Origin of the sequence: Streptomyces sp. NPDC056452 (assembly GCF_042796085.1) — a bacterium.
GTDB lineage: Bacteria > Actinomycetota > Actinomycetes > Streptomycetales > Streptomycetaceae > Streptomyces.
In genome coordinates this window covers 25,960-44,894 of the sequence record NZ_JBHTRI010000018.1, presented here as the reverse complement: position 1 = coordinate 44,894, position 18,935 = coordinate 25,960, and the positions used below count along the sequence as shown (strand labels likewise).

General features: G+C 70.3%; 18 protein-coding genes. 14 read left to right on the top strand and 4 right to left on the bottom strand.

What is annotated here, in order from left to right:
- Positions 1-5: 5 nt before the first annotated feature.
- A complete protein-coding gene (locus ACFQ6X_RS18980) occupies positions 6-1,118 on the bottom strand; it encodes a DUF5937 family protein (protein WP_383183016.1) in 1,113 nt (370 codons plus the stop codon).
- Between the two features lie 104 nt (positions 1,119-1,222).
- Here ACFQ6X_RS18980 and ACFQ6X_RS18975 point away from each other — a divergent pair, with 104 nt between their 5' ends.
- Positions 1,223-1,381 carry a hypothetical protein gene (locus tag ACFQ6X_RS18975; protein WP_383182852.1) on the top strand — a complete coding sequence of 53 codons (159 nt, stop codon included), beginning with the start codon at positions 1,223-1,225 and terminating at the stop codon, positions 1,379-1,381.
- A gap of 63 nt (positions 1,382-1,444) precedes the next feature.
- Here the strand turns inward: ACFQ6X_RS18975 and ACFQ6X_RS18970 are convergent, their stop codons facing one another.
- Positions 1,445-2,590 (bottom strand): threonine aldolase family protein, encoded by a 1,146-nt coding sequence (locus ACFQ6X_RS18970; protein ID WP_383182850.1) that lies wholly within the window; start codon positions 2,588-2,590, stop codon positions 1,445-1,447.
- A 166-nt stretch (positions 2,591-2,756) separates the two neighbouring features.
- On the opposite strand from ACFQ6X_RS18970, the gene ACFQ6X_RS18965 reads away from it, so the two are divergent.
- The 10 genes from ACFQ6X_RS18965 (at position 2,757) to ACFQ6X_RS18920 (ending at position 11,041) form a co-directional block, all read left to right on the top strand.
- A complete protein-coding gene (locus ACFQ6X_RS18965; RefSeq protein WP_383182848.1) occupies positions 2,757-3,743 on the top strand; it encodes a Rossmann-like and DUF2520 domain-containing protein in 987 nt (328 codons plus the stop codon).
- On the top strand, positions 3,740-4,753 hold the full coding sequence (gene panC / locus ACFQ6X_RS18960; protein ID WP_383182846.1) for a pantoate--beta-alanine ligase: 1,014 nt from the start codon (positions 3,740-3,742) through the stop codon (positions 4,751-4,753). The genes ACFQ6X_RS18965 and panC overlap by 4 nt, the downstream gene beginning before the upstream one ends.
- Positions 4,750-6,534: an L-aspartate oxidase gene (locus ACFQ6X_RS18955; RefSeq protein WP_383182844.1), complete on the top strand. Its 1,785-nt coding sequence runs from the start codon at positions 4,750-4,752 to the stop codon at positions 6,532-6,534. The genes panC and ACFQ6X_RS18955 overlap by 4 nt, the downstream gene beginning before the upstream one ends.
- Before the next feature lie 88 nt (positions 6,535-6,622).
- On the top strand, positions 6,623-7,672 hold the full coding sequence (gene nadC / locus ACFQ6X_RS18950) for a carboxylating nicotinate-nucleotide diphosphorylase (protein ID WP_383182842.1): 1,050 nt from the start codon (positions 6,623-6,625) through the stop codon (positions 7,670-7,672).
- Entirely contained in the window at positions 7,672-8,469 is a 798-nt protein-coding gene (locus ACFQ6X_RS18945; RefSeq protein WP_329209795.1) for a type III pantothenate kinase, read from the top strand. Before nadC ends, ACFQ6X_RS18945 begins: the two co-directional genes overlap by 1 nt.
- A gap of 140 nt (positions 8,470-8,609) precedes the next feature.
- On the top strand, positions 8,610-9,206 hold the full coding sequence (locus tag ACFQ6X_RS18940) for a hypothetical protein (RefSeq protein WP_383183014.1): 597 nt from the start codon (positions 8,610-8,612) through the stop codon (positions 9,204-9,206).
- A gap of 57 nt (positions 9,207-9,263) precedes the next feature.
- Entirely contained in the window at positions 9,264-9,443 is a 180-nt protein-coding gene (locus ACFQ6X_RS18935; RefSeq protein WP_329209797.1) for a hypothetical protein, read from the top strand.
- 103 nt (positions 9,444-9,546) lie between these two features.
- On the top strand, positions 9,547-9,981 hold the full coding sequence (locus ACFQ6X_RS18930) for a BlaI/MecI/CopY family transcriptional regulator (RefSeq protein WP_329209799.1): 435 nt from the start codon (positions 9,547-9,549) through the stop codon (positions 9,979-9,981).
- Positions 9,982-9,991: 10 nt separating this feature from the next.
- Positions 9,992-10,561 (top strand): amino-acid N-acetyltransferase, encoded by a 570-nt coding sequence (locus ACFQ6X_RS18925; protein WP_383182839.1) that lies wholly within the window; start codon positions 9,992-9,994, stop codon positions 10,559-10,561.
- Positions 10,562-10,705: 144 nt separating this feature from the next.
- Positions 10,706-11,041: an Lsr2 family protein gene (locus ACFQ6X_RS18920; RefSeq protein WP_329209803.1), complete on the top strand. Its 336-nt coding sequence runs from the start codon at positions 10,706-10,708 to the stop codon at positions 11,039-11,041.
- Here the strand turns inward: ACFQ6X_RS18920 and ACFQ6X_RS18915 are convergent.
- Positions 11,020-11,601 carry an SCO3374 family protein gene (locus ACFQ6X_RS18915; protein ID WP_383182837.1) on the bottom strand — a complete coding sequence of 194 codons (582 nt, stop codon included), beginning with the start codon at positions 11,599-11,601 and terminating at the stop codon, positions 11,020-11,022. The two genes, ACFQ6X_RS18920 and ACFQ6X_RS18915, sit on opposite strands and share 22 nt — an antisense overlap.
- A gap of 429 nt (positions 11,602-12,030) precedes the next feature.
- On the opposite strand from ACFQ6X_RS18915, the gene ACFQ6X_RS18910 reads away from it, so the two are divergent.
- Together ACFQ6X_RS18910 and ACFQ6X_RS18905 are read left to right on the top strand one after the other, a co-directional pair.
- A complete protein-coding gene (locus ACFQ6X_RS18910; protein WP_329209806.1) occupies positions 12,031-14,559 on the top strand; it encodes an ATP-dependent Clp protease ATP-binding subunit in 2,529 nt (842 codons plus the stop codon).
- Positions 14,560-15,793: 1,234 nt separating this feature from the next.
- A complete protein-coding gene (locus ACFQ6X_RS18905; protein ID WP_383182835.1) occupies positions 15,794-16,516 on the top strand; it encodes a M23 family metallopeptidase in 723 nt (240 codons plus the stop codon).
- A 26-nt stretch (positions 16,517-16,542) separates the two neighbouring features.
- Here the strand turns inward: ACFQ6X_RS18905 and ACFQ6X_RS18900 are convergent, their stop codons facing one another.
- Entirely contained in the window at positions 16,543-17,127 is a 585-nt protein-coding gene (locus tag ACFQ6X_RS18900) for a TetR/AcrR family transcriptional regulator (RefSeq protein ID WP_329209808.1), read from the bottom strand.
- 137 nt (positions 17,128-17,264) lie between these two features.
- Between ACFQ6X_RS18900 and ACFQ6X_RS18895 the strand changes: the two genes are divergently transcribed.
- Positions 17,265-18,854, top strand: a complete 1,590-nt coding sequence (locus ACFQ6X_RS18895) for an MDR family MFS transporter (protein WP_383182833.1) — start codon at positions 17,265-17,267, stop codon at positions 18,852-18,854.
- Positions 18,855-18,935 lie beyond the last annotated feature (81 nt).

The following is an 18,935-nucleotide window of genomic DNA, read 5'->3' as shown; positions in this document are numbered from 1 at the left end:
CGCGGCTACCGCAGCACGCCTTCCAGGAAGTCGCTGCCGAGCCGGGCCACCACGGTCAGGTCCAGCGCGTGCAGGACGTACCGGCCGCGTCTGCGCGTGGTGATCAGACCGGCCTTCTTGAGCACCGACAGGTGCCTCGAGACCTCGGGCGCCGTGATGCTGTGCGCGTCGGCGAGTTCACCGGTGGTGTACGGGGAACGGGCCAGGTTGCGGCACAGGCGCATCCGCATCGGGTGGGCCAGGGCCTCCATCCGCAGCTGGAGCAGCTCCACGGAGGCGGGGGACGGCAGCTCGGGGCGGTGCACCGGGTAGTGGATCACCGGCCGCCAGCCCGGGGCGTGGAGCACCATCAGATGGGGCCAGCCGAAGCTGGTCGGGATGAGGGTGAGCCCTGTCCCGACGGCCGGGTCGGCGGCGTTCGTCCGGCCGACGGTCAGCTTGTCGATGATCAGCCTGTTCGCGTCCTCGTTGAGCGACAGGGCGGGCGAGACCGCGCGGAACACCTCGTCGAGGCCCTTGTGCCGCAGCAGTTCGGTCTTGTGCCGGGCGTCGGCGGCCAGCTGGACCTGGACCCGCTGCCAGGTGTCCGCGAAGAAGGCCTGGTCGCAGTCCTCGAAGAGGCGACGCACCCAGGTGCGTACGGAGCCGGGTGCGGCGAGCAGCTGCTGGGTGAACTCCAGCTGCTGGGGCCCCCGGGCCGCCGCCATGTCCAGTGCGCGGGCCCGCATCGTGGCGCTGGTGAGCGGGGACGGCGCGCCCGTCCCGTACAGGCTCGCGCAGGTGAACTCCAGGGCAGCGGAGACGAACCGCTCGTCATCCATCCTGTCGAGGATGTCCAGGTCCTCGGCCAGGCTCGAACCGGTCCGGCCGTCGCCGCCGCGGACTCCGGCGAACGGGAGGAAGACGTCGGAGAAGGTGTTGCGCCAGAGGAAGTCGGCCTCGTGCAGCCGGTCCGCGAGGTCGGGCTCGAGAGCCGCGGAGGTCGCGGTCGCCCAGCCGTGATGGCCCGGATGGTGCCCGGGCTCGGAGAGCGCGTGCAGGGCGAGCCCCAGCTCGGCGAGGGGGGAGATCTCGAAATGGATGCGGTCGGAGGTCAGGCCCGCGATGTCTATGTGCACGCTCACCCCTCCATAGTGAGGGGTACGCGACCGGGGTCGGGCGCCGGTTGACGGGGGCCGTCAATCGGCGGGCGGAGTGCCGGGAACGGGTTCACGCTGGATGCATGGACATCGTTCAGCAGCACATGCTCGACAGCTATCGCGCGGCACAGCACGGTGAGCCACCGCCCCCGCTGCCCGGCCGCCACGACCGGGAGGTCCTGCGGGAACTGCGCAGACGCTTCCACGCCTGGACCGCGGGACAGAACCGGCGCGACGCCTGAGGAGAGCCCGTCCGGCGACCGAGGAGAGCCCGGCCACCGGGCGGAGCGGGCCCCGCCCGCGCCCTACCCCAGCCGCCGCACGAACTCCGCCACCGCCTCCCGCACATCCCCCGCCGACCACTCCAGCCCCGGCGCGGCGACTGTGACCTCGGTGTACGAGACTCCGGGCGGCCCCGCGGGCCCCGCCAGCCACCGGCGGAACAGCGTCACGCCCGTCTCTTCGGCCTGCCGGACCGACGCCTCGTCCAGCTCCTGCGTCCCGTACGGCAGCCACACCTGGAACTGGTGGGTGTGCGGCGGTTCCGGATGCACTCGGGACCAGGGCACCGCACTGTCCGCGAAACCCTCCGCCAGTGCCCCTGCGACCACCTTCGCGTGCGCCACGTATTGGGGCAGCCTCGGCAGCTCCCGCTCCAGGCCCAGCAGCGCGGAGAGCGCCGCCGGGTACTGCTGGAAGACCTGACCGCCGTACCGGTGGCGCCAGGTCCGTGCCTCGTCGACCAGCGATTCGGGGCCGGCGAGCACCGCACCGGACAACCCGTTCAGGGACTTGTAGAACGACACGTAGACGCTGTCGGCGAGCGCCGCGATCTCCGGCAGACCCCGCCCGAAGTGGGGTCCGCACTCCCACAGCCGGGCTCCGTCCAGGTGGACGACCGCGTCCCGCTCCCGCGCGGCGGCCACGACGGCCTCCAGCTCCTCCCAGGAGGGCAGGACGAAGCCGGCGTCGCGCAGCGGGAGCTCCAGCATGAGGGTGCCGAACGGCTCGGGGGAGTCCCGGACCTCGTCCGCCGTGGGCAGCCGGGGTGCGGACGTCGGATGCACCGTGCGCAGCCCGCTCACCGAGGTGAGGGCTCCCCCCTCGTGCATCTCGGGGTGGGAGAGCGGATGAAGCGCCACGACCGGATTCCCCGTGCGCCCCGCCCAGCTGCGCAGCGCGACCTGCTGGGCCATCGTCCCCGTCGGGAAGAACGCCGCGGCCTCCATGCCCAGCAGATCAGCGGTTCGCCGCTCCACCTCGGCGACGACCCCGTCGCCGTACACATCCGTCCACTCGTCCAGGTCGTGGACCGACCCCGCGTCGGCGGCCAGCGCGGCCAGCCGCTCGCCCAGGGTGTGGTCGGCGGACGCCCGGGCGAGCACCCTTCCGGACCGCTTCCACGCGGTCAGCCTGCGGTGCCGCTGCTTCTGCTCATCGGTGACTGCCATGGGACGATCATCACCCGGACCGCGGACACAGCCCACCCCGTTTTCGGTTGCGGCCCAGAGTTACCCACAGGCTGTGGACAGCCGGGGGGTCTCGCGAAACGCTGGCGTAGCATGCAGAGAAATCGTCCGGTACCCCCCGCGGACTGGAACGGAAGGCCATCGCCGCGTGAACGCATCTGTTTCCAAGGAATCCCTCGACGCGAGGGACCGCCCCGCCCGTCTCACCGTCGGCGTCGTCGGCGCGGGACGGGTCGGCCCCGCCCTCGCCGCCTCGCTGCAGCTCGCCGGGCACCGCCCGGTCGCGGTCTCGGGCGTCTCCGACGCATCCGTGCGCCGGGCCGCCGCCCTGCTCCCCGACGTACCCCTCGTCACCCCGGCCGAGGTCCTCGCGCGCGCCGAGCTCGTGCTGCTGACGGTCCCCGACGACGCGCTGCCCGGCCTGGTCGAGGGCCTCGCGGAGACCGGTGCCGTGCGGCCGGGCCAGCTGATCGTCCACACGTCCGGGCGGTACGGGACGAAGGTGCTCGAGCCCGCACTGCGCGCGGGGGCGCTCCCGCTCGCACTGCATCCGGCCATGACCTTCACGGGCAGCTCGGTCGACGTCCAGCGGCTGGCCGGCTGCTCCTTCGGGGTCACCGCCCCCGAGGAGCTCAGGCTCGCCGCCGAGGCGCTCGTCATCGAGATGGGCGGTGAGCCCGAATGGATCGCGGAGGAGTCCCGTCCGCTCTATCACGCGGCGCTCGCCCTCGGAGCGAACCACCTGGTCACCCTGGTCGCCCAGTCCATGGAGCTGCTGCAGAAGGCCGGAGTGTCCGCACCCGACCGGATGCTCGGCCCGCTGCTCGGCGCCGCCCTCGACAACGCCCTGCGCTCCGGCGACGCCGCGCTGACCGGCCCCGTGGCCCGGGGCGACGCGGGCACGGTGGCCGCGCACATCGCCGAGCTGCGCAGGCATGCCCCGCAGGCAGTGGCCGGATATCTCGCGATGGCCCGCACCACGGCCGACCGGGCGCTGGCCCACGGTCTGCTCAAGTCCGAGTTCGCGGAGGACCTCCTCGATGTCCTGTCGGACAGCGCGAATGGCGTGAACAGGGCAAAAGGAACGAGCGGGACGGACGGCACGGACGAGACCGGGCCGGGGGAGGGCCGATGAGCACCGCACCCGCCACGCTCCTGCGCACCGCCGCGGAACTGGACGCCCTGCACCGGCCGGCCGGTGCGCAGCGCGCCGTCGTCATGACGATGGGCGCGCTCCACGACGGCCACGCCACCCTGATCCGTACGGCACGGGCCGCCGCGGGACCCGGTGGACAGGTCGTCGTCACCGTGTTCGTCAACCCGCTCCAGTTCGGTGAGGCCGCCGACCTCGACCGCTACCCCCGCACCCTGGACGCCGACCTCGCCATTGCCGCGGCGGCCGGTGCCGACGCCGTCTTCGCGCCGTCCGTCGACGAGGTGTACCCGGGCGGTGACCCCCAGGTCAGGATCACCGCGGGCCCCATGGGAGAGCGTCTCGAAGGCGCCTCGCGCCCGGGGCACTTCGACGGCATGCTCACCGTCGTCGCCAAGCTCCTCCACCTCACCCGGCCGGACGCGGCGTTCTACGGGCAGAAGGACGCCCAGCAGCTGGCGCTCATCCGCCGCATGGTGCGCGACCTCAACTTCGGCGTCGACATCGTCGCCGTGCCCACGGTCCGCGACCCCGACGGGCTCGCGCTCTCCAGCCGCAACCGGTTCCTCTCCGCCGACGAACGCCGCACCGCGCTGGCTCTCCCCCGGGCCCTGTTCGCGGCCCGCGACCGGCTGGCAGCCCAGCAGGCGTTGCACGCCCGCGCGCAGACCGTCCCCGAGCGGGAGGGCCGGGCCGCCGCCCTCACGAAGCTCGGAGAGGCCCGTGCGGCCGCCGACACCCAGGCCGTGGCGCTGGCCCGGCCGACGGTCGGGCCGGCCGCGGTGCGGGCAGCGGCCCAGGCCGTCCTCGCCGAGGCGGCCGAGGAGGCGGTGCCGCTCGAGCTCGACTACCTGGCGCTCGTGGACCCGGCCGACTTCACCGAGATCCCCGACGACCGCGACAGCGGCGAGGCGATCCTCGCCGTCGCTGCACGGGTGGGTGCCACCCGTCTGATCGACAACATCCCGCTGACCCTCGGAGCCCTGACGTGACCGGAATACGGCTGACCGCCCCCGCCCCCGGCTGGGCCATCGACGCGGACGTCGTCGTGGTCGGCTCCGGCGTGGCCGGTCTCACCACCGCCCTGCGCTGTGCCGCGGCCGGTCTCGCCACCGTCGTCGTCACCAAGGCCCGCCTCGACGACGGCTCCACCCGCTGGGCGCAGGGCGGCATCGCCGCGGCCCTCGGCGAGGGCGACACCCCCGAGCAGCACCTCGACGACACCCTGGTCGCCGGCGCCGGCCTGTGCGACGAGACGGCGGTGCGGGCGCTGGTGACCGAGGGCCCCGACGCCGTACGCCGGCTGATCGAAACCGGCGCGCACTTCGACACGACCGACACCGGCGCCATCGCCCTGACCCGAGAGGGCGGCCACCACCGCCGCCGCATCGCGCACGCGGGCGGAGACGCCACGGGCGCCGAGATCTCCCGCGCCCTGGTCGAGGCGGTCCGCTCGGCAGCCCTGCACACCGTCGAGAACGCCCTGGTCCTCGACCTGCTCACCGATGCCGAAGGCCGTACGGCGGGCGTCACCCTGCACGTCATGGGCGAGGGCCAGCACGACGGCGTCGGCGCGGTCCGCGCTCCCGCGGTGGTCCTCGCGACCGGCGGCATGGGCCAGGTCTTCTCGGCCACCACCAACCCGCCGGTCTCCACCGGCGACGGCGTGGCCCTCGCGCTGCGGGCGGGCGCGGAGGTCTCCGACCTCGAATTCGTCCAGTTCCACCCGACCGTCCTGTTTCTCGGCTCCGACTCCGAGGGCCAGCAGCCGCTGGTGTCGGAAGCGGTACGGGGTGAGGGCGCCCATCTCGTCGACGCCTCCGGCACGCGCTTCTTGCTGGGGCAGCACGAGCTGGCCGAGCTGGCCCCGCGCGACATCGTCGCCAAGGCCATCACCCGCCAGATGCACCTTCTGGGCACCGAGCACATGTACCTCGACGCGCGTCACTTCGGCGCCGAGATGTGGGAGCAGCGCTTCCCGACGATCCTGGCCGCCTGCAGGGCCCACGGCATCGACCCGGTGACGGAGCCGATTCCGGTGGCCCCGGCCGCGCACTACGCCTCCGGCGGCGTCCGCACCGATCTCCGGGGCCGTACGACGGTCCCCGGCCTGTACGCCTGCGGAGAGGTCGCCTGCACGGGGGTGCACGGCGCGAACCGGCTCGCGTCCAACTCCCTCCTGGAGGGCCTGGTCTTCGCCGAACGCATCGCGGCGGACATCGTGACGGACCGGACCCCGGATCCGGCCCAGGTCCCGACCCCGGATCCGGCCCAGGACGTGTCCGGTGAACAGGACCTGCCGCGGCCGGCCGGGACCGGGGCAGCCGTCCCCGGCGCCCTCGGGCCCGCGTCGGAGCCCGCCCCGCTGCTCACCGCCGAGTCCCGGACGGAGATCCAGCGGATCATGACGAGGGGCGCCGGAGTCATCCGCTCCGCCGCCAGCCTCGCCCGCGCGGCCGAGGAGCTGGACGCCCTCCAGCAGACCGCGGCCACCGCGGCGGACACCGCGGCGACCGGTGCCAAGGACGCGGTACCCGGCGTCGAGGCGTGGGAGGCCACCAATCTGCTCCTCGTCTCGCGCGTTCTGGTCGCTGCCGCCCGGGAGCGCGAGGAGACCCGCGGCTGTCACTGGCGCGAGGACCGGCCCGACCGCGACGACGCGGACTGGCGCCGTCACCTCGTCGTCCGGATCGCCCCGGACCGGCGGCTCGTCGTCCGTCGTACGGACAGCGCCGCATTCCCGCCCGTACGCCCCGAGGATTCAGCAGACTGAGCGGCGACAGCACGACGCCGACCGGATTGCGCAGCAACACCGAGCAGTACCCCGAACCACCCGCCGACGCCCCCTAGGAGCCGTAACCGTGAGCACGCCCGAAGAGAACCCGCGCCCGACACCCGTGGACGTACCGCTGATCCACATCGGCGCGCCCGCCGCGTCCGGGGGCGGCTGCGGCGACGGCTGCGGCTGCGACGACGGCTACGACCCGGACGGTCTGGAGTGCGGCCTCGACCCCGCTCTGGCCCAGTTGCTCGCCGACGCGGGCCTGGACCCCGTCCAGGTCGAGGACATCGCCCATGTCGCGATCGAGGAGGACCTCGACGGCGGGGTGGACGTCACGACCGTGGCGACCGTCTCCGAGGAGGCCGTGGCCACCGGTGACTTCACCGCCCGCGAGGCAGGTGTCGTCGCAGGTCTGCGCGTTGCCGAGGCCGTCCTGTCCATCGTCTGCACGGACGAGTTCGAGGTCGAGCGCCATGTCGAGGACGGCGACCGCGTCGCGCCCGGACAGAAGCTGCTCACCGTCACCACCCGCACCCGTGACCTGCTCACCGGTGAGCGCAGCGCGCTCAACCTGCTGTGCAGGCTCTCCGGGATCGCGACCGCGACCCGGGCCTGGGCCGATGTGCTCGAAGGCACCAAGGCCAAGGTCCGCGACACCCGCAAGACGACTCCCGGACTGCGCGCCCTGGAGAAGTACGCGGTCCGCTGCGGCGGCGGCGTCAACCACCGCATGTCGCTCGTGGACGCGGCCCTCGTCAAGGACAACCACGTCATCGCGGCCGGCGGTGTCGCCGAGGCGTTCAAGCGGGTCAGGGAGGCGTTCCCCGAGCTCGCGATCGAGGTCGAGGTCGACACGCTGGAGCAGGTCACCGAGGTGCTCGACGCGGGTGCCGACCTGATCCTGCTGGACAACTTCACCCCGTCCGCCACCGCCGAGGCGGTCGCCCTCGTCGGCGGCCGTGCGGTGCTGGAGTCCTCGGGCCGGCTCGCCCTCGGCTCCGCCCGCGCGTACGCCGAGGCGGGCGTCGACTACCTGGCCGTCGGCGCGCTCACGCACTCCTCGCCGATCCTCGACATCGGCCTGGACTTCCGCGACACCGAGGTACCCACCGACGGGGCCGGCGCCTGATGCTGCTCACCATCGACGTCGGCAACTCCCACACGGTCCTCGGCCTCTTCGACGGCGAGGAGATCGTCGAGCACTGGCGGATCTCCACCGACGCCCGCCGCACCGCCGACGAGCTCGCCGTGCTGCTCCAGGGGCTGATGGGCATGCACCCGCTGCTCGGCGTGGAGCTGGGCGACGGGATCGAGGGCATCGCGATCTGCTCGACGGTGCCCGCCGTCCTGCACGAACTGCGCGAGGTCACCCGCCGCTACTACGGCGATGTCCCCGCGGTCCTCGTGGAGCCGGGGGTCAAGACGGGTGTGCCGGTACTGACGGACAACCCGAAGGAGGTCGGCGCGGACCGCATCGTCAACGCCGTCGCCGCCGTCGAGCTCTACGGCGGTCCGGCGATCGTCGTCGACCTCGGTACGGCCACCACGTTCGACGCCGTGTCCGCCCGCGGCGAGTACACGGGCGGTGTGATCGCACCCGGTATCGAGATCTCGGTGGAGGCGCTCGGGGTGAAGGGCGCCCAGCTCCGCAAGATCGAGCTGGCCAGGCCGCGCAGTGTGATCGGGAAGAACACCGTCGAAGCGATGCAGTCCGGCATCGTGTACGGCTTCGCGGGCCAGATCGACGGCGTCGTCGAGCGCATGAAGAAGGAGCTGGCGGCCGACCCCGACGAGGTCACCGTCATCGCGACCGGCGGGCTTGCTCCGATGGTGTTGGGGGAGTCCTCCGTCATCGACGAGCACGAACCCTGGCTCACGCTCATCGGCCTTCGGCTCGTGTACGAGCGCAACATCGCCCGGATGTAGGGCGCGCCCGCGGTCACCTGCGGGAACGGCCCGGCGGCGCCTCGGAGGACGGCGCGCCGCCGGGCGACCAGTTAAGCGGATTTTGTCCATTTAGCACGTATTGTCGCGTCATGCCCACGCCCTACGGATCACGCGGCGGCATGGCGTTCGGTGCGGACGAGCTGCGAGTGCTCCGACGTGCTCTCGCCCATGCCCTCCACCCCACGTCCCTGCCGGAAGACGACGTCCAGGACTGCCTGCGGCTCGCCGCCGCGGTGGACGAGGCGGTGAGCGAGGCAGGCAGGCTGCGCGCGTTCCTCCTCGCCGATCTCGCCCGGTACCGCGACGCACTCCCCGGCTCGCTCAGCGGCTACCTGGAGCTCCTGCAGGACGCCCTCGCCGCCGGCTACGACCCCCGTCCCGACGATCTGGCCGCCCTGCGCGCACTGCGCGCAGGACCGGTCGCGGCGGCGCTCCTGGAGCGCTGCCAGGTGCTCGCGGAACGCTCGGTTCGGGCCCGCCTCGCCGGACGCGCCGTGCCCGCGACGACGCCCGCGCCGCGCAGCCGGCTGCTCGCCCTGCCCGGCGGCCTCGCGGCGGCCAAGGAACCCGAGCGCCCCAAGACCCCGGCCCGGCCCGCCACGCCGTCCCGCCCGGCGGCCCCCGGTGAGCGCCCCATGCCCAAGCCGTCCGAGGTCTTCCCGCCCCGGCGCCGTCCGGCGCCCGCACCCCCGCCCGAGGAACGCGCCGTGTCCTAGGGCTCCTACGGGGTGCCCGAGAGGGACCGGAATGCCGGGCTCGCTACCCTGGACGGCATGGACTACGTATCCGCGCTCGTGCCCCCCGTGGTGATGGCCGCCTTCTTCATCGGTCTTGTCGTGACGATCGTCAAGAGCCAGGGCGGTCCGAACAAGGCCAAGGAGGACGCGGCCGTGGACGCGGCGGCCGCCCGCACCGAATCGCTGCAGCAGGCCCCGCGGGCCGACGGCGTCTGATCCGGACCAGGCCAAGAAGGGCGTACGGCTCCTGAGGAGCTGTGCGCCCTTTTGCCGTCTCGATAAATGGCTCATTCCAGACATCTAGCACTAAGGTGACGCTGTGCCTCGCCAATTGGGAGAGCTGGAAGACGCCGTGATGACACGGGTCTGGCAATGGAACCGTCCGGTCACCGTGCGGGAAGTTCTCGAGGACCTTCAGCAGGAGAGGTCCATCGCATACACGACCGTGATGACGGTAATGGACAATCTCCATCAGAAGGGCTGGGTGCGCCGAGAAGTCGATGGCCGGGCATATCGATATACGGCGGTCTCCACCCGGGCCGCGTACTCGGCCGCACTGATGAACGAAGCCTGGTCCCTCAGCGACAACCCGGCGGCCGCTCTGGTCGCCTTCTTCGGCATGATGTCCGCCGAGCAGCGCGAGGCTCTCCAGGATGCGGTGCGCATGGTCTCGCCGGTCTTCCCCGAACCGTCCGCAACCCCGCCGGATGACGCGGTACCGGCCGATGAAGCACCGCCGGAGATCGGGCGATAGCGTCGGGGGCATGTCTCCAGAGCTGCCGCAAACCGAGCCGCATACAGATTTTCCTACCGACCCGTCGGTTGGGAAACTCGCCATCACCGTCCGGCGTGCCAGGACGAGCGATGTGGCATCCGTCCGCGGCCTGCTTGACGGCTACGTCGCCGAAGGCATCCTGCTCGACAAAGCGACGGTGACGCTTTACGAGGACATCCAGGAGTTCTGGGTCGCCGAACGTGATGAGGACGCCCGTGTCATCGGCTGCGGCGCACTCCACGTGATGTGGGAAGACCTCGCCGAAGTGCGTACTCTCGCCGTCGACCACGGCATCAAGGGCGCGGGAGTAGGCCACCAAGTTCTGGACAAGCTCTTGCAGACCGCACGCTGGCTGGGCGTCCGCCGGGTTTTCTGTCTCACCTTCGAAGTCGACTTCTTCGCGAAGCACGGCTTCACCGAGATCGGAGAGACGCCGGTCGACGGAGATGTCTACAGCGAGCTGCTGCGTTCCTATGACGAGGGTGTCGCCGAGTTCCTCGGTCTCGAACGAGTGAAGCCGAACACCTTGGGCAACAGTCGGATGCTTCTGCACCTGTGACCGGGACTGGACATCGGAACCCTATGTCCGAATCGCGCACGTTTCCCGTGTTCTTGTGCTACTGAACGTCTCCCAGGGGTTTGTGTTTTCCGGGGAAAAGCGGTTTCCTTTCCGCGTACTGCATTTTCGATGAAAGGAAATCCGGTGGCACAGAAGGTTCAGGTCCTTCTTGTTGATGACCTCGACGGTGGCGAGGCGGACGAGACCGTCACGTTCGCTCTTGATGGCAAGACGTACGAGATCGACCTCACGACGAGCAACGCGGACAAGCTCCGTGGTCTTCTCGAGCCCTACGCCCGGAGTGGCCGTCGCACGGGTGGTCGCGCAGCGACCGGCCGCGGCAAGGGCCGTGCCGTTGCGGGTGGCAACAAGGACACTGCGGAGATCCGTAAGTGGGCCCGCGAGAACGGCCACAATGTGAATGACCGCGGCCGTGTTCCGGCCGAGATCCGCGAGGCTTACGAGAAGGCCAACGGCTGACCTGTCGGCCGATGGGACAACAGCGTCCGGGCATGCGTGAGCCGGACCCGGTGGCATTCGGTCGCTGCCGCGTCCACCAGTCGTACGAGATCGGGAGCATCCCCACCCCTGCTCCCGAGGCCGGCCAGAGCCGGGAGCCGCGGCTCCACCTCCTGGCGCGGTTCGGGGGGCCGCAGCCAGAACGCGGCCCCCGCCGAGCCTCCCGCCCCGTCGGGCGGCGCAGGGGCGTCGATGCGCCCGCCCGCGCCGATGGCGGCCAGGTCGAGAGCGATACCGCTCCACTCCAGCCAGTCCAGCAGCCCCGGCAACTCGTCGGCGCTCCCGGCGGCCACCAGCAGCCACATCCGCTGCCCGGCCACTGCCACGGGGCCGGTGCGCCCCACCCGGCGCAGTGTCGCGTGACCAGCCGCGGCAGGCAGCTCCAGCACGTCGAAGCGCAGCCCGGTCAGCAGCCGCACAGGCGCTGTTCCCGCCGTGGCCCAGTCGAGCTCCGTCGCGTACCACCGCGCGCAGGCGTCGGCTTCGGGCGACGAGCGGGGAGGCGGGACGGTGGGAGCCATGACCGATGAACCGCCGAACCGGGTCCAGGGTTACGCACAGTTCATGATCGACTGCTCTTCGTGTCCGTGATGGGGGCGTACGGGAGCATTCGGGAGCGTGAAGTTGTTCGCCCGTAGCGGAGGGAACGGGGGTGCGCCGCATGGACTGTCAGTGAGTGCGGGTAAGACATCCCTAGTGAGAAGGGGCGACACGCAGGTAAAAACGTCTCACGTTCGCCATCGGCGTACTGGCGAAAGGGCTATCTGCCTGGCCTGCGGGAACATCGTCTCGCACCATCGGGTTGGAGCAGTTGTCGGCGTTCGGGGCAGGAGGCCATCGACGGGTGTCGGCAGTTGAAATGAGCGGTCCCCGCTTGCGGGACTAAGCTGCGGAAGGACAGGGAGGGGACCTACCCCTTACTGCCTGACCGCTCTGAGGAGCGATTAACGATGTTCGAGAGGTTCACCGACCGCGCGCGGCGGGTTGTCGTCCTGGCTCAGGAAGAAGCCCGGATGCTCAACCACAACTACATCGGCACCGAGCACATCCTCCTGGGCCTGATCCACGAGGGTGAGGGTGTCGCCGCTAAGGCCCTGGAGAGCCTCGGGATTTCGCTCGAGGCGGTCCGCCAGCAGGTGGAGGAGATCATCGGTCAGGGCCAGCAGGCCCCGTCCGGGCACATCCCCTTCACTCCCCGGGCGAAGAAGGTCCTGGAGCTGTCGCTCCGCGAGGCCCTTCAGCTCGGCCACAACTACATCGGCACCGAGCACATCCTGCTCGGCCTGATCCGCGAGGGCGAGGGCGTCGCAGCCCAGGTCCTCGTGAAGCTGGGCGCCGACCTGAACCGGGTGCGGCAGCAGGTCATCCAGCTGCTCTCCGGGTACTCGGGAGGCAAGGAGGCGGCCACTGCAGGCGGCCCCGCGGAGGGCACGCCCTCCACGTCCCTGGTGCTCGACCAGTTCGGCCGGAACCTCACCCAGGCCGCTCGTGAGTCCAAGCTCGACCCGGTCATCGGGCGCGAGAAGGAGATCGAGCGGGTCATGCAGGTGCTGTCCCGCCGGACCAAGAACAACCCGGTCCTCATCGGCGAGCCCGGCGTCGGCAAGACGGCGGTCGTCGAGGGCCTGGCGCAGGCCATCGTCAAGGGCGAGGTGCCCGAGACCCTCAAGGACAAGCACCTCTACACCCTCGACCTCGGTGCGCTGGTCGCAGGCTCCCGCTACCGCGGTGACTTCGAGGAGCGCCTGAAGAAGGTCCTCAAGGAGATCCGCACCCGCGGCGACATCATCCTGTTCATCGACGAGCTCCACACCCTGGTGGGTGCGGGCGCCGCCGAGGGCGCGATCGACGCGGCGAGCATCCTCAAGCCCATGCTGGCGCGAGGCGAGCTCCAGACCATCGGTGCGACCACGCTCGACGAGTACCGCAAGCACCTGGAGAAGGACGCCGCACTCGAGCGCCGCTTCCAGCCCATCCAGGTCGCGGAGCCGTCGCTGCCGCACACCATCGAGATCCTCAAGGGTCTGCGCGACCGTTACGAGGCCCACCACAGGGTCTCCATCACGGACGAGGCGCTGGTGCAGGCCGCCACCCTGGCCGACCGCTACATCTCGGACCGCTTCCTGCCGGACAAGGCGATCGACCTGATCGACGAGGCCGGTTCCCGGATGCGCATCCGCCGGATGACCGCGCCGCCGGACCTCCGCGAGTTCGACGAGAAGATCGCGGGCGTGCGCCGTGACAAGGAGTCGGCGATCGACTCCCAGGACTTCGAGAAGGCAGCGTCCCTCCGGGACAAGGAGAAGCAGCTGCTGGCGGCGAAGGCCAAGCGGGAGAAGGAGTGGAAGGCCGGCGACATGGACGTCGTCGCCGAGGTCGACGGCGAGCTCATCGCCGAAGTCCTGGCCACCGCCACCGGCATCCCGGTCTTCAAGCTGACGGAGGAGGAGTCCTCGCGTCTGCTGCGCATGGAGGACGAGCTCCACAAGCGCGTCATCGGCCAGAAGGACGCCATCAAGGCCCTCTCGCAGGCGATCCGCCGTACGCGAGCAGGCCTGAAGGACCCGAAGCGCCCCGGTGGCTCGTTCATCTTCGCCGGCCCGTCCGGTGTCGGTAAGACCGAGCTCTCCAAGACGCTCGCCGAATTCCTCTTCGGTGACGAGGACGCGCTGATCTCCCTCGACATGTCGGAGTTCAGCGAGAAGCACACGGTTTCCCGCCTCTTCGGTTCGCCCCCCGGTTACGTGGGTTACGAGGAGGGTGGCCAGCTCACCGAGAAGGTGCGCCGCAAGCCGTTCTCCGTCGTTCTCTTCGACGAGGTCGAGAAGGCCCACCCCGATATCTTCAATTCCCTGCTCCAGATTCTGGAAGACGGTCGTCTGACCGACTCCCAGGGCCGGGTCGTGGACTTCAAGAACACGGTCATCATCATGACGACCAACCTCGGGACCCGGGACATCTCCAAGGGCTTCAACCTGGGCTTCGCCGCCCAGGGCGATGTGAAGACGAACTACGAGCGGATGAAGGTCAAGGTCAACGAAGAGCTCAAGCAGCACTTCCGGCCCGAGTTCCTCAACCGTGTCGATGACACGGTCGTCTTCCACCAGCTGACCGAGGAGGACATCATCCAGATCGTCGACCTGATGGTCGACAAGGTGGATGAGCGCCTCAAGGACCGCGACATGGGTCTCGAGCTCAGCCCGAACGCCAAGTCGCTGCTGGCGAAGAAGGGCTACGACCCCGTGATGGGCGCCCGGCCGCTGCGCCGGACGATCCAGCGCGAGATCGAGGACATCCTCTCCGAGAAGATCCTCTTCGGAGAGCTGCGCCCCGGTCACATCGTGGTCGTGGACACCGAGGGCGAGGGGGACGAGAAGAAGTTCTCGTTCCGTGGCGAGGAGAAGTCGGCACTGCCCGACGTCCCGCCGATCGAGCAGGCGGCCGGTGGCGCCGGCCCGAACCTGACGAAGGAAGCGTAAGGGCGCGTAGCGCCTGAGCACGCAGAAGGGGCTGCCCCGGACCGGTCAACGGTCCGGGGCAGCCCCTTTCTGTGTCCCGGGGCGCGGTTCGGCGTGTGGCCACGGGGCCTGGGGCCGGCCCGCCGCAGGGAGGGCCATGCGTGCGTAGGTGCGGCGCAGGCGGGCGTACGCGAGCCATGGGGGCGTGAGACCGGCCGTGTGCCCCTGGATACCGGGCATGGGCCGGACCGCGTGTGCCCCTGGATACCGGGCATGGGCCGGACCGCGTGTGCCCCTGGGTATCGGGCATGCGCCGAACCGCGTGTGCTCCGGGCCTGGGCGCACGTACACCCGCCTGGGGTCCAGGCCCGGGATTGCGGCCTCGACCGCCGGAATCCCGGGCCTGACTGCGGTCGGGCCCGGCCCCAGGGTGTCGGGTGAGCCGTCCCCAGGGGCCGGCGGCCGAGGGCCGGGCACGACGGGATTCGGGCGGTCGGGCATCGGGAGCAGGGCGCCCGTCCCCAGGGGCCCAGAGGCCTAGGGGGCGGACACCACCGGTTTCGGGTGGTGGCCCTTCCCCTCAGGTGGTGGGCGGCCGGACCGCGGATGCTGGGTGGCCGTTCCCCGGAGCCCGGGCCCGGCGGCTGTTTCCCGGGGCGCGGCGCCCGTTTCCCTGCGTGGTGGGCGGCCGGACCGCGGATGCTGGGCGCCCGTTCCCCGCGTGGTGGGCGGCGGTCCGCGGGTGTCGGGTGGCCGTTCCCCCGTACTGGACGCCCGGTCCCACCGGTGACGGGCCCCGAAAAGGGGCCGGGACCCCGCGAAAACGCCTCGCCATACCCCGTCGCGAAGGTCCCGAAACGGAGGGCCATAGGTCCCACCGGCGGTGACAAGGCGCACAGCCGATTTGGGCCTACTACGAGCGGTAGGAGCAAAGTCCTTGATCGCTCAAGGGACCTTCGTCCCCGGAGCGGTCGGGACCTTCGGCGGATGGGGCGAAACCGCCCGGATCGCCGCCCAATGTCCGCAAAGGGGCCTTTGGGGCTGGGCCTAAACCTGTTCCGAGATCCTGATTCGAGCATGTTTGGGTAGGTTTGCGCGGACGTCCTCGCGCGGGCCGGGAAGCGATTCCCGCAGGGTCTGTCTACGGCTTTTCTTCGTAGATGGGGGGTTTGAGTGTTCTGGGCGATCCGGGTTACCAAGGTGGAGCAAGCCCGGTCCGAGTGCCGGGTCCCAGCACCCCGGAGGTTCTCCCCGTATGTCGAAGCGCGTTACGTTCCAGCACTCCCGCCGCCCGTCCATGTCCCGCGTCAGTGGCGCCGTCGTGGCCGCAGGCCTGGGTGCGTCGATGGTGTTCGGTGCGGGCGCGGCGTTCGCGTCCGGTACGACGGGCACTGCGGGCACCGCGGCTCTCGCCGGTGCGGCCACGGCCCAGTCCGTTGCCCAGCAGGCGACCGCCCAGGGCAAGGCCGCTGAGGCCGCCAAGAAGGCTTCGGCCGACAAGAAGGCCGAGAAGAAGGCCGCAGCCAAGAAGAAGGCCGCGGCTGCGAAGAAGAAGGCCGCGTCGTGGGAGGCCCCGGTCAACCACTACGTGCTGAGCGCGACCTACGGCACCGGCGGCGACCGCTGGGCCAGCAAGCACTCCGGCCAGGACTTCGCGGTGCCGATCGGCACCAAGGTCGAGGCCGCGCACTCCGGCCGGGTCGTCAAGGCCGGCCCGAACGGCGGCGGCGACGGTCCCGCGTACGGCAACGCCATCGTGATCAAGCACTCCAACGGCAAGTACTCGCAGTACGCGCACCTGTCCAAGATCGAAGTGAACATCGGCGACCGCGTGAAGACGGGCGAGAAGATCGCCCTGTCCGGCAACACCGGAAACTCCAGCGGCCCGCACCTGCACTTCGAGATCCGGACCACCCCGAACTACGGTTCGGCGATCAACCCGGTCTCCTACCTGAAGGCCGAGCACGTCCACATCTGATGGAGTGCCCGCGATGCCGGTAGCGGCTAAGCGGCAGGCCCCGGGTCATGGGCCTTGGTCACCAGTTCGATGGCGACCTCGAGAGCAGCCTTGCGCTTCTCCTCGGGGTCGCCTTCGGCGTCTCTGAGGGCGAGCATCCCCGCGTGCATCGCGAAGAGTGCGGTGAAGCAGCGCACCTGGTCGGTGAGCGGGGCGTCGGGTTCCTTGATCAGGTCCACCAGGGCGATGACCCGGTGCTTGATCGTGTGGCCGATGCTCAGATCGCGCACGGTCGCCTGGTTCTCCTGCATGAAGCGGAAGAGCGGGGCGGCGCGGTTGAGCGCCTCGCTGTAGCGGACCAGGATCTCCTTCTTCGTCTCCAGGGTGCGCGGCTGTTCCTTGCCCCAGGCGAGGAGCTCCTCGACGGGCTGGTTCAGGTCCTCGAAGATGCTGTTGAGGATGTCTTCCTTGGTCTTGAAGTGGTAGTACAGCGCCGCTTTGGTGACGTCCAGCTGCTCGGCGATCTCGCGGAGAGAGGTCTTCTCGTATCCCTGTTCGGCGAACAGGTCGAGGGCCACGTCCTGGATGCGCTGCCGGGTGTTGCCCCGGCGCGGCTGCGGCCTGCTGCCCATGCGACTCTCCCAAGAACTTACTTGACGCCCGGCTAGTTACGGGTCTACTTTCCTCAGTGTAGCCAACTAGCCGGGCGGCAAGTAAGTGCCGGATCCGGTGGCGGACCGGACAGCAGGGGATCAGGGGAGTACGGGACATGGCGGATCTGAAAAAAGCGGCGTCGGCCGGGAAAGCGGAACCACAGCCACGCAGCGTCCGGGTGGTCGTTCTCGCCCTGATGATCGCGATGCTGCTGGCCATGCTCGACAACCTGATCGTCGGCACCGCGATGCCGACGATCGTCGGCGACCTGGGCGGCATGGAACATCTGGCCTGGGTGGTCACGGCCTACACGCTGGCCACGGCGGCCTCCACGCCCATCTGGGGCAAGCTCGGCGACATGTACGGGCGCAAGGGCATCTTCCTCACGTCCATCGTGATCTTCCTGGTCGGCTCGGTGCTGAGCGGAATGGCCCAGGACATGGGCCAGCTCATCGGTTTCCGGGCGATCCAGGGCCTCGGCGCCGGTGGTCTGATGGTCGGCGTCATGGCGATCATCGGTGATCTGGTGCCGCCCCGGGAGCGGGGCAAGTACCAGGGCATGATGGCGGGCGTGATGGCGATCGCCATGATCGGCGGGCCGCTCGTCGGCGGCACCATCACCGACCACCTGGGCTGGCGCTGGAGCTTCTACATCAACCTGCCGCTGGGCGCGGTCGCGCTGGCCATGGTCACCGCGGTGCTGCACCTGCCCAAGAAGGAGCGCACGAAGGCGAAGGTCGACTACCTGGGCGCCGCGCTGCTCACCGTAGGCATCACCGCGATCGTGCTGGTCACCACCTGGGGCGGTTCGGAGTACGCCTGGGGCTCGGCCGTGATCATGGAGCTCATCGCCCTCGGCGTGGCCTCCCTCGTCGGCTTCGTCTTCGTCGAGACGAAGGCGGCGGAGCCGATCATCCCGTTGCACATCTTCCGCAACCGCAACTTCACGCTCATGTCGATCGTCGGCTTCGTCGCCGGCTTCGTGATGTTCGGTGCGGTGCTCTTCCTGCCGCTGTTCCAGCAGTCGGTGCAGGGGGCCTCCGCGACCAACTCCGGACTGCTGCTCCTGCCGATGCTGATCGCGATGATGATCGTCTCGCTGATCGCCGGCCGGGTCACCACCAGCACCGGCAAGTACAAGGTGTTCCCGATCGTGGGCAGCATCCTGATGGTCGCGGGCCTGTTCCTCCTCTCCACCATGGACACCGGCACCACGCGTTTCACCTCCGGTGTCTACATGGCGGTGCTCGGTGCCGGCATGGGCTTCCTGATGCAGATCACCATGCTCGTCGCGCAGAACAGCGTCGAGCTGAAGGACATGGGCGTCGCCTCCTCCGCGACCACCCTCTTCCGCACGCTCGGCAGCTCCTTCGGAGTCGCGATCATGGGTGCCCTGTTCACCGGGCGGGTCCAGGACGAGATGGCGGCGCGCGGCGGCGGGGGAGCCACCGAGAAGTCCGCCCAGCTGGATGCGGCGAGCCTGGCGAAGCTGCCGGACGAGATGCGGCAGGCGTACGAGTTCGCGGTGTCCTCGGGAACGCACATCGCCTTCCTGCTCGGCGGCTCGATCGCGGTGCTGGCCCTAGTGGCGGCGCTGTTCGTCAAGGAGGTCCCGCTGCGGGGCACCGAGAAGCCGGAGGCCGCTCCGGCCGAGGACGCGGCACCGCCGCAGGCATCGGCGGCCAAGGAGTCGCAGACCGTCTGAGCGGCTGTACGACGTGTGGGGCCCCGGAGGCGTGATGCCTCCGGGGCCCACCCGTCTCCTGGGCGGCGGCCCACCCCTTTC